The organism is Kribbella sp. (assembly GCF_035655035.1).
In the GTDB taxonomy this organism is placed as follows: Bacteria; Actinomycetota; Actinomycetes; order Propionibacteriales; family Kribbellaceae; genus Kribbella.
Genome location: NZ_DASRVN010000074.1, coordinates 1 through 8969, shown reverse-complemented (window position 1 = coordinate 8969; position 8969 = coordinate 1). Strand labels below are relative to the sequence as shown.

General features: G+C 69.7%; 11 protein-coding genes. 3 read left to right on the top strand and 8 right to left on the bottom strand.

The features are described 5' to 3' along the window. Positions 1–86 precede the first annotated feature (86 nt). Both VFF46_RS04650 and VFF46_RS04645 read right to left on the bottom strand, forming a co-directional pair. The gene (locus tag VFF46_RS04650) at positions 87–797 is read right to left on the bottom strand and encodes an alpha/beta hydrolase (protein WP_325035764.1); all 711 of its coding nucleotides are present in this window, start codon (positions 795–797) and stop codon (positions 87–89) included. After that, the gene (locus tag VFF46_RS04645) at positions 794–1216 is read right to left on the bottom strand and encodes a MarR family winged helix-turn-helix transcriptional regulator (RefSeq protein ID WP_325035763.1); all 423 of its coding nucleotides are present in this window, start codon (positions 1214–1216) and stop codon (positions 794–796) included. The genes VFF46_RS04650 and VFF46_RS04645 overlap by 4 nt, the downstream gene beginning before the upstream one ends. A 93-nt stretch (positions 1217–1309) precedes the next feature. On the opposite strand from VFF46_RS04645, the gene VFF46_RS04640 reads away from it, so the two are divergent. After that, positions 1310–2230, top strand: a complete 921-nt coding sequence (locus tag VFF46_RS04640; RefSeq protein ID WP_325035762.1) for an LLM class flavin-dependent oxidoreductase — start codon at positions 1310–1312, stop codon at positions 2228–2230. On the opposite strand, the gene VFF46_RS04635 is transcribed toward VFF46_RS04640, so the two are convergent. Both VFF46_RS04635 and VFF46_RS04630 read right to left on the bottom strand, forming a co-directional pair. After that, the gene (locus tag VFF46_RS04635; protein WP_325035761.1) at positions 2198–2878 is read right to left on the bottom strand and encodes an RraA family protein; all 681 of its coding nucleotides are present in this window, start codon (positions 2876–2878) and stop codon (positions 2198–2200) included. The genes VFF46_RS04640 and VFF46_RS04635 overlap by 33 nt on opposite strands. A gap of 4 nt (positions 2879–2882) precedes the next feature. Further along, positions 2883–3443: an AAA family ATPase gene (locus VFF46_RS04630; protein WP_325035760.1), complete on the bottom strand. Its 561-nt coding sequence runs from the start codon at positions 3441–3443 to the stop codon at positions 2883–2885. A gap of 84 nt (positions 3444–3527) precedes the next feature. Between VFF46_RS04630 and VFF46_RS04625 the strand changes: the two genes are divergently transcribed. Next, positions 3528–4718 carry a helix-turn-helix domain-containing protein gene (locus VFF46_RS04625; RefSeq protein ID WP_325035759.1) on the top strand — a complete coding sequence of 397 codons (1191 nt, stop codon included), beginning with the start codon at positions 3528–3530 and terminating at the stop codon, positions 4716–4718. Here the strand turns inward: VFF46_RS04625 and VFF46_RS04620 are convergent. Both VFF46_RS04620 and VFF46_RS04615 read right to left on the bottom strand, forming a co-directional pair. After that, on the bottom strand, positions 4677–5411 hold the full coding sequence (locus VFF46_RS04620) for an isocitrate lyase/phosphoenolpyruvate mutase family protein (protein ID WP_325035758.1): 735 nt from the start codon (positions 5409–5411) through the stop codon (positions 4677–4679). The two genes, VFF46_RS04625 and VFF46_RS04620, sit on opposite strands and share 42 nt — an antisense overlap. After that, positions 5408–5704 (bottom strand): putative quinol monooxygenase, encoded by a 297-nt coding sequence (locus VFF46_RS04615; RefSeq protein WP_325035757.1) that lies wholly within the window; start codon positions 5702–5704, stop codon positions 5408–5410. The genes VFF46_RS04620 and VFF46_RS04615 overlap by 4 nt, the downstream gene beginning before the upstream one ends. Before the next feature lie 163 nt (positions 5705–5867). Between VFF46_RS04615 and VFF46_RS04610 the strand changes: the two genes are divergently transcribed. Continuing rightward, a complete protein-coding gene (locus VFF46_RS04610; RefSeq protein ID WP_325035756.1) occupies positions 5868–6662 on the top strand; it encodes a class I SAM-dependent methyltransferase in 795 nt (264 codons plus the stop codon). 56 nt (positions 6663–6718) lie between these two features. Here the strand turns inward: VFF46_RS04610 and VFF46_RS04605 are convergent, their stop codons facing one another. Together VFF46_RS04605 and VFF46_RS04600 are read right to left on the bottom strand one after the other, a co-directional pair. After that, the gene (locus VFF46_RS04605; protein ID WP_325035755.1) at positions 6719–7516 is read right to left on the bottom strand and encodes a TrmH family RNA methyltransferase; all 798 of its coding nucleotides are present in this window, start codon (positions 7514–7516) and stop codon (positions 6719–6721) included. 45 nt (positions 7517–7561) lie between these two features. After that, a complete protein-coding gene (locus VFF46_RS04600; protein ID WP_325035754.1) occupies positions 7562–8749 on the bottom strand; it encodes a hypothetical protein in 1188 nt (395 codons plus the stop codon). Positions 8750–8969: the final 220 nt, after the last annotated feature.

Below are 8969 nucleotides of genomic sequence, written 5' to 3'. Positions count from 1 at the left end.
CGGCCACCCCGGCGGCTCCACGACGATGCAGGTCAAGTACTACGACGTCCTCGGCCCCGGCGGCGAGCTCCGCGAGTTCGAGTCCTTCACGCTGCAGCGCCCCCGCCGATCCTGACCACCACCTCCTGGGCGACGCGTGCCTGACACGGGGAGTCTGGCCGGCGCCCGTCCCCGGCCGCGTCGCCCAACCCACACGTACTGTGGTTCAGCCCCTCGAACTCCAGGTAGGCAACGCCGATCCCTTCCAGGACCGGCCGCAACCTGCGGAAACGGCGGATCGCCGGATCGGCCGTACCCAGGTACGCCACCCGGCGCCCCGGGTAGCACCTGAGCTCGTGATGCCAGTCGTACGCCCGATAGGCCCGCCAGAACTCCAGCGCCGGCCGCGGCAACCGTGGTTCGCGTTCCATCCGCCGCATCTCGCCGTCGGTCGGCATCCCGATCGGCACGACGCCACCCATCGCCAGCGCGGCTGCGCGATCGGTTGAGCGAGCGACCATTGCTGCCATGCAGGCCGTCTGCGAGAACCCCCAGACACCCAACCGATCAACACCTTCATGATCGAGGACCGCGAGTACCTGCTCGCCGATCGAGCCGAAGTCGTACACGTCCGGCCGGTCGCTCGCGCCGAAGCCGATCGGGTGCAGCTGGAAGACCCGGAACCGCTCGGCCAGGAAATCGCTGACCGGGTAGTCCGGCGGGCGGCGGTTGTTCTTCAGCAGTACGAGCGCCGGCCCGGAACCGCTGACCCGGTAGGCGATCCGGGCGCCGGCGTGTTCGACGTACCGGTAGGTCATCCGAGGATGGACTGCAGGGCGGTCGTGACGGTACGGCGGGTGGTCGCGGGGAGGGCGGCAGTGAGGGTGTTGATGCGGTCGACCACCGCGTCGTGGACCTCGTGGGCGAGTTTCAGGCCGTCGGCGGTGAGCTCGATCCGGAAGGCGCGGCGGTCGCCGGGGATCGGGGTGCGGGCGACCAGGCTGCGGCGTTCCAGCCGGTCGACCATGCTGGTCAGGCTGGAGCGTTCGATGCTCAGGATGCGGCTGAGGTCGGTCATCCCTTGCGGTCCGGCGATCAGTACGCAGAGCAGCCGCGCCTGCTGCGACGTGAGGCCGAGCGGCCGGCTGGTCTCGGCGTGCAGATCCTGCAGCAGGTGCATCGTCTGCACCAGCGCACTCGCGAGGTCCGCGTCCCGGGCAGCCGTCGTCGTCACCATGCCGCCCATGATAGTCCGTTGAGCTAATAGTTTGATGTTCTAAGTATCCGTGCTACAACTAGTTAGAACAGCAAACTACTTGAAGGAGTCGTCATGAACGTGCGGTTCGGATACGGATCGCCGGACTCGGTGCGGGACGTGGCCGCGATCGTGCGGCTCGCCCAGCAGGCGGACGCCGACGGTCTCGACCACGTCAGCCTGGCCGATCACCCGTACGTCCCGGACATGCTCGACGGGTACGCCGCGATCGCCTTCCTGCTCGGCCGGACCGAACGGCTGTCGGCGTTCGTGAACGTCACGAATCTGCCGCTACGCCCCGCCCCGGTGCTCGCCCGTACGGCGACCTCGCTGGCCGCGCTGTCCGGCGGCCGCTTCATCCTCGGCCTCGGCGCCGGCGGCGCGTGGGACCGGATCACCACGATGGGCGTCCCGGAACTCCGCCCGGCACAGGCCGTCGAGGCGTTCGAGGAGGCGATGCAGCTCGTCCACGGGCTGTCCGACGGCGGTACGCCGGCGCCGACCAAGCACTACCCGATCGGCGCGCTCCGCCCGGCCGCCGTACCGGCACCCCTGATCTGGACCGGCTCGAACGGCCCGAAGTCGCTCGCGGCCACCGGCCGGCACGCCGACGGCTGGATCCCCGGCCACGCCGCCGACTGGCTCAGCGACCGGTACCGCTGGTCCCGCCCGATCATCGACGAGGCAGCCCTCGCCGCCGGCCGCAAGCCGTCCGACATCGGCACCATCTACAACTTCCCCGGCACCATCACCGCGACCCCGCTCCGCCGAACCCGCGACGCCGAAGGCCGCTGGATCGGCGGCTCCCCGTCCCAGTGGACCGAAGAACTCACCGACGCCATCCTCAACCACAACGCCACCGGCTTCACCCTCTTCCCCAACGGCACCGACCCGTACGACACCCAACTCACCCGCTGGTCACAAGAAGTAGTCCCCGCCATCCGCACAGAAATCAGCCGCGGCTCACTCCTCGATCGCGCCGTGGATGGATCGTAGGTGTTGGCGGAACGTCAAGGACGGGTTGGCTGCTCGCTTCGTCAGGTAGTCCGGGAAACTGACCTGTGTGCGGAGGGAGCGGCCGGTTCGGATCTCGGCGGCCTGGTGGTGTTCGGTGTCGCGGATCGACTCGGCCAGCGACTGCAGCTCGGCCACGCGGTTCGCGGGGACGAAGATCGCGCCGTCCTGATCCGCGAGTACGACGTCGTCGCGGGTCACCGTCCAGGCGCCGATCGTTGCCGTGGACAACGCATCGGCGGGCTGCGGGTCGAGCCGCAGCGGGCCGGTGGGCAGTGCGCCGAGGCTGAAAACCGGCAACCCGATCGCGGTGATGTCGACCGTGTCGCGGTGCAGCCCCCAGATCACGATCCCGGCGACCCCGGCCGCCGCGGCCTCCAGCGCGACCAGGTCGCCGACGCAGGCCTCGTCCCGGCGGCCACCGTTGTCCACCACGAGTACGTCGCCCTCGGCCGCGGACTCGAACGCCTCCAGGAACACGTCCACACTGCCCACATGCTGTGCAGGCAGCACCCGCCCCGCGATACGTTCACCGACGACCGCCGTCACAGACACCGTACGCACGGGCACCCCCGCCCGGACGCAGGCGTCCGCCAGATGCGCCGTCGTCAACCCCTCCAGCATTCCCATGCCGCTAGTCCACCACGACCTCACCTGGACGCGACAAGAAGGCCATGATCCGGTCGAGTGACGGCTCGGTGCTGGTGTCCACCGTGATCGACGGCACCGGGAGATCCACCGGCTGGAAGGCGTTGTGCGTACGGATCCGTGCGTCCGGGCTGATCTTCGCGTCCTCGTGCGCCGCGCGTCGCGGATCGGACGCGGTCCGCGCGGTGATCCGTGCGAGCGCGACCTCGGCGGTCGTCGTACAGTGCACGATCCGGAGGTCGGCGCGGCCGAGCAGCGGGCTCAGGCCCGGGTTCCACAGCCGGTCCTGGAACGCCGCCTCCGCGACCACCGTCGTACCGCGGCCGACCAGCAGGCCGATCACGTCGAAGAACGTCGACAGGGTCCGCATCGTCAGCGGATCGCCGGGGCCCGGCACGAACCCCGGGGTCGCGTGCGCCATCCCCTCCTTGATCTCGTCCCGGCAGATCGCCGGGCAGCCGATCGCGGCGGCGATCCGGTGCGCCAGCGTCGTTTTCCCCGTCCCGGGCGGACCACTCACCACGACAAGCATCGGTTTCGAATGCACTCGCCGTACCTTAGTCGCGACCGCGCGTACCGGGTGTAAAGCGCGTGTCAGGAACTGTCGGTGCGGGTGTCTACCGTGTTTTCGGTGACGACCTATTCGGCGGTCCGGACGACCGGGATCTACTGCCGTCCGGGCTGCGGCGCGAAGCCGCTCGCGGAGAACGTGAGCACCTTCGAGCTGCCCGCCGCGGCCGAGGCGGCCGGGTATCGCGCCTGCCTGCGGTGCCGTCCGTACCGGGTCGCCGGCACCATCCCGGACACCGCGCCCGAGCTGGTCTGCCGGGCGGTGCAGCTGATCATCGCCGGGCTGCTGGACGAGTCCGGCGAGGCGGCGCTCGGTGCGCGGCTCGGGTTGTCGGTGCGGCAGTTGCGACGGTTGTTCCACGAGCATCTCGGCGCGACGCCGGACCAGTTCGCGCGGTCCCGGCGGGCGCATTTCGCGCGCCGGCTGCTGGACGACACCGATCTCGGGATCGCGGAGGTCGCGTTCGCGTCCGGGTTCGGGAGCCTGCGGCAGTTCAACCGCGCGATGCGGGAGACCTTCCGGGCGTCCCCGCGGGACCTCCGCGACCGTCGGCGCCGCGGCGACCGGCTCGCCGCGGACGGCGGTCTGGTACTGCGGTTGCCGTTCACGTCGCCGTACGACTGGGAGGCGATGAGCACGTTCCTCGCCGACCGGGCGATCCCGGGCGTCGAGTCGGTCGAGGACGGGGTGTACCGCCGAGTGATCTCGCTCGACGGCGAGCCGGGCATGCTCGAGCTCGGCCCGGCCGCGGCCGACCACCTCCTGCTACGCGCCCACCTCCCGTTCTGGGAAGGCATCATCCACGTAGTAGACCACGCCGCCCACCTCACCAGCACCGACACACCACCTGCGCCGGCCGCGGTCGATCCTGTCTTCAGGTCGTTGGTCGTCGGGGGACGGGTTCCGGGGGTGTGGGGGCCGTTCGAGGTTGCTGTTCAGGCGGTTGTCCGGGACCGGCTGTCAGCGGCGGACGCGACAGACGCCCTGCACAAGCTTGTCGAGGTGTACGGCGTACCGGTCCCGGGTCTGACCCACGGCCTGACGCACGCCTTCCCCGGCCCCGAGGCGCTCACCACCGCGGACCTGGTCGGCCCGCTGGCGCTGCAAGTTGCCAACGGCAACATCATCCTCGAAGCCGGGGAGGACCCCGACGCTCTCCTCCGATCCCTCGTGCCCATCACCGGCGCAGGGCCCGCCCGGGAGATCGTCCTACGCCTGAGCAAGCGTTTCGTACGTGCCGAGCGTGAGTAGCTCAGTCGCAGCCGCCGCAGCCAGCGCGTACGCCGCACCGGTGATGGCCGGCCCAACGCTGATCCGCACCACGCCGATCTCCGCGAGTTCCCGGACGGACGGCGCGCCCGGCCCGACCATCACGTTCAGCGGGAGCGGTGATCCCTTCACGAGTTCGGCGATCGTGGGTACGTCGACCACGCCGGGCACGAACAGCACATCCGCACCCGCGTCGGCGTAGATCTTCGCCCGCTCGATCGTTCCGGTCCGATCGCCGTACAGGTACGTGTCGATCCGCGCATTGATCACCAACTCGTTGCCCCCGGCAACCCGTGCCGCGCGGATCCGCTCGGCATGCACCATCGGGTCGTCCAGCACCCGCGCCGTACTGTCCTCCAGATTCACCCCAGCGGCACCCGCCTCGACAACCTCCCGCACGGTCCGCGCCACATCGCCGTACCCGGCCTCGACATCAGCCGTCACCGGTACGTCGACCGCCGCACACACCGCCCGTACCGTCGCCACCGCCGTCGCCAGGTCCAGCCCGCCCGCATCGTCAACCCCATGCGCCCAAGCCACCCCGGCGCTCGTGGTCGCGATCGCCTGCGCGCCGGCGGCGGCGATCGCCCGGGCCGAGCCCGCGTCCCACGCGTTCGGCAGCACCAGCGGCGGCTGCGCGTGCAACTCCCGCAACCGCCGCGCCGACGCGCTCACAGGCTGACCAGGAGTTCGTGGTCGATCTCGACGAACTCGACGATCAGCTCCGCGAACCGCCCGGCGATCAACTCCTGGTACGCCGCCGACCCAGTGTGCGCGTCGTACGCCGCCTGGTCCGCGAAGTGCTCGACGAACAACAGATAGTCGGGCGTCGCCGGGTCCCGGTACACCCGGAACGACAGCGTTCCCTCCTCGACGCCCGGCCCGCGCGGCCCGAACTCCTGCACGATCGCCTCGGCCGCGGCCTGGTTGCCGTCCTTGAGCCTGATCGGAAACACCTTCGCCAGCATCTCTGTCCTCCTCGGTGGGTTTCCTCAAGGTTCGCCTGCGACCGGCGGGTTCGTCCGGCCATATTCGGCCATCACGAACTGCTCGCATAGTGAGACGATATGTCTCATAAAGCAAGACTCTGCGCTAGCGTGAACACTGTTGACGAGGGCAAAGGAGCCTGGGATGAACAACGTGTACACGCACGGCCATCACGAGTCGGTACTGCGATCGCACCGCTGGCGGACCGCGGAGAACTCCGCCGGATACCTGCTGCCGCACCTGCGTCCCGGAATGTCGCTGCTCGACGTCGGCGCCGGTCCGGGAACCATCACCGCCGACCTGGCCCGCCTGGTCGAGCCCGGCCGGACCACCGCGCTCGAGGCGAACGCCGCCGCGCTGGACATCACCCGGAAAGCGTTTGAAAACGTCGATGTCGACGTGGAGTTCGTGGTCGGCGACGTCCACGCGCTGGACCTGCCGGACGACACGTACGACGTCGTCCACGCGCACCAGGTGCTGCAGCACGTGGCCGATCCGGTGCAGGCGCTGCGCGAGATGCGCCGGGTGTGCAAACCGGGCGGGATCGTCGCGGTCCGCGACTCCGATTACCACGGTTTCGTCTGGTACCCGGCGCTGCCGGAGCTCGACGAGTGGATGGACCTGTACCAGCGGATGGCCCGCGCCAACCGGGGCGAGCCGGACGCCGGACGCCGCCTGCTCGCGTGGGCGCACGCGGCCGGCTTCGAGCAGGTGGACGCAACCACCTCCACCTGGGCGTTCACGAACCCGGAAGACCGTGCGTTCTGGGGCGGTATGTGGGCCGACCGGATCCTGAAGTCCGCGCTCGCGGACCAGGCGCGCGCGGCCGGCGTACCGGAGGAGACCCTGACCGCGATCTCACAGGCCTGGCAGACCTGGACGGCCGGTGCCGACAGCTGGGTCTCGATCCTGCACGGCGAACTACTGTGTAGGGCGTGAGAGGGCGCTTGAGCACCCTGCGCCTACTGCGGGGCACTCGGTGCGACGCAGAGTGCTCAAGCGCCCGCTGAGCGCTGCCGCGAGATCTCGTACAGCACCGCGGTCGCGGCGTTGGCGGCGTTGAGCGAGCTGGCCGAGCCGGTGATCGGGATCCGTACCAGGTGGTCGGCCGCCTCCCGCCACGCCGTACTGAGCCCGGCCGTCTCGTTGCCGATCAGCAGCAGCACCGGCTGGGTGAAGTCGAAGTCGTAGACGTCGGTGCTGCCGTGCTCGTCGGTGCCGACCACCACGACCGGCGACCGGCGTACCCAGTCGAGGACCTCGCGATGCGAAGGCGCGCGCACGGCGGGAACCGCGAACAGCGATCCCGTCGTCGCGCGGACCGCCTTCGGGTCGTACACGTCGGCGGCGTGCCCGGTGACGATCACGCCGTCGGCGCCGAACGCGTCCGCGGACCGGATGATCGAGCCGATGTTTCCCGGCCCGGTCGGCCGGTCGAACACCACCCCGAGGAAGTCCGGCCCGACCGGGATCCGTTCCAGGTCGTCGGCGGGCAGCTCGAGTACGGCGATCAGCTCGGGGTCGTCCTTCTCGCCGAGCTCGGCCAGCAGTTCGGGCGCCATCGCGACACGCTCGACCTCTGGCAACCGCTGCATGAGCTCCGAGGCCCAGCGGGACAAGGGCCGGGAAGCGTCATGAATCAGTGTGTGCACCGGCCAACCGTTGTCCACGGCAACCGAAATCGGCCGCACGCCCTGGACCAGGAACTCGCCGGACCGCTGCCGCTTGGACCGGTTGGTCAGCGACGCCTGCCACACCTGAAACCGAGCATTCCGCGACGAGATCCGTTGCACGGCCCTAGCCTAAGCGACGGCGATCGAGGGACCCGCCGAGCAAGCTCAATGCGCTCGCTTCCGTCTTCGGCCGCGGTGTCTGAGGCGGAGCGCTCCCCACAGGAGCAGCGCGGGTAACCACAGCAGGACCAACCATGGAAGGCGCCACCAACCGGACGAGCTCTCGATGGCCGGCTGGTCGGTCGCGACCAGCGGCCGCGCGGAGGTCGACCAGGCCAGGAACGCGTCCCCGATCGGGACCGCGCCGAACAGGTACCGCTTCGTCTTCAACCCGCTGAACGGCAGGCCGACCAGTTCACCGGTCCGCGAAAGCCGGTTTCCGAGGGAATCGTGATGTGCCCGCGCCGCGCCCATCCCGACAACGGTTGCGGAAAGACTCATTCCGAGGACGAGCGGACCGGAGTCCACGTCGCCTGGTCCCGCGCTGCCTTTCGGGTACTCGCGAACGCCCAGGCCGGTGACGAACTTGTCCTTGAACAGCTGGTACTGCGCTCGCGCGAACGTCGGATCGATGTCGACGAGAAAACGCTGGATCATGGCTTGCGACGAGCCGCGCGCCCCGGTCACATGTGGCACGACCTGGTGCGGCAGCAGCCCGGTTGCCGGGTCGAGCTTGGTCTTCATGCTCGTCACCCAGTTCCGCGCGAACTGCCCGAAGCGCGGCGCGACCACGGCGTCGTACAGCCGGAGCGAGGCGATCGCGACGACCGAGTCGACCGGCCATGCCTGACCGGGGTGGGCCGGCAGAAACGGTGTTTCCGCGGTTCGGAAAGCGGTGGCGATCGCGACCGAGTCGCTGGTGAACCGGGAGCGCTCGTCCGCGTCCGCCTGCCCGAGGGCGATCAGCCCGCCGAGCAGCCAGTTCGTCCAGCCGGCGTAGAAGATGCCGTACCGCGGTTGCAGCGACTGGTCGAACGGCGCGGTGCCTTCCGGGGAGTCGAGTCGATCGAGCGCCCAGCGGACCTGCAGCGTCGCGTCGGCTGCCTGTTTCGGATCGCTGACGCCGACCTGTACCCAGCTGAGGCCGTACAGCACGTTCAGGAAGAAATACCCTTCCGGAAACAGTTTCTGCGCGTTTCGGTCGGCGCCGTGCTCGATCTCGGCGCGCAGGAACGCGAGCTGTTTCGGTACGCCGCGGGTGGGATCGGTCCACGGAAGAACCAGTCGTGCGGTGCCCACCCCTGCCACCAGCGTGGCAATCACCGCCACGCCGATCAGCAGCTTGCGCAGCACCCGAACAATCTAGACGCTCTCCGGCAACCAACGGCGGACAACCGGATGACCATCCGGAGACCGACGGTCCACCCCCGCCTCACCACCCGCGCCGACCGGCGCGAAGAACCTGCTGAGAACAGCGCGCGCCACGGCGGGTGTGCCGGATGGAAAAAGAGCTGGTCCGGCCGGGTGCTGGGGTTGGGATTCGCGGGGTGGGTGGGATGCGTGAGGGGTTAGG

Excerpts from the sequence above, each read along its gene's own strand:
- VFF46_RS04650 (WP_325035764.1), bottom strand. The coding sequence starts at position 797 with ATGACCTACCGGTACGTCGAACACGCCGGCGCCCGGATCGCCTACCGG.
- VFF46_RS04645 (WP_325035763.1), bottom strand. The coding sequence starts at position 1,216 with ATGGTGACGACGACGGCTGCCCGGGACGCGGACCTCGCGAGTGCGCTG.
- VFF46_RS04640 (WP_325035762.1), top strand. The coding sequence starts at position 1,310 with ATGAACGTGCGGTTCGGATACGGATCGCCGGACTCGGTGCGGGACGTG.
- VFF46_RS04635 (WP_325035761.1), bottom strand. The coding sequence starts at position 2,878 with ATGGGAATGCTGGAGGGGTTGACGACGGCGCATCTGGCGGACGCCTGC.
- VFF46_RS04615 (WP_325035757.1), bottom strand. The coding sequence starts at position 5,704 with ATGCTGGCGAAGGTGTTTCCGATCAGGCTCAAGGACGGCAACCAGGCC.
- VFF46_RS04610 (WP_325035756.1), top strand. The coding sequence starts at position 5,868 with ATGAACAACGTGTACACGCACGGCCATCACGAGTCGGTACTGCGATCG.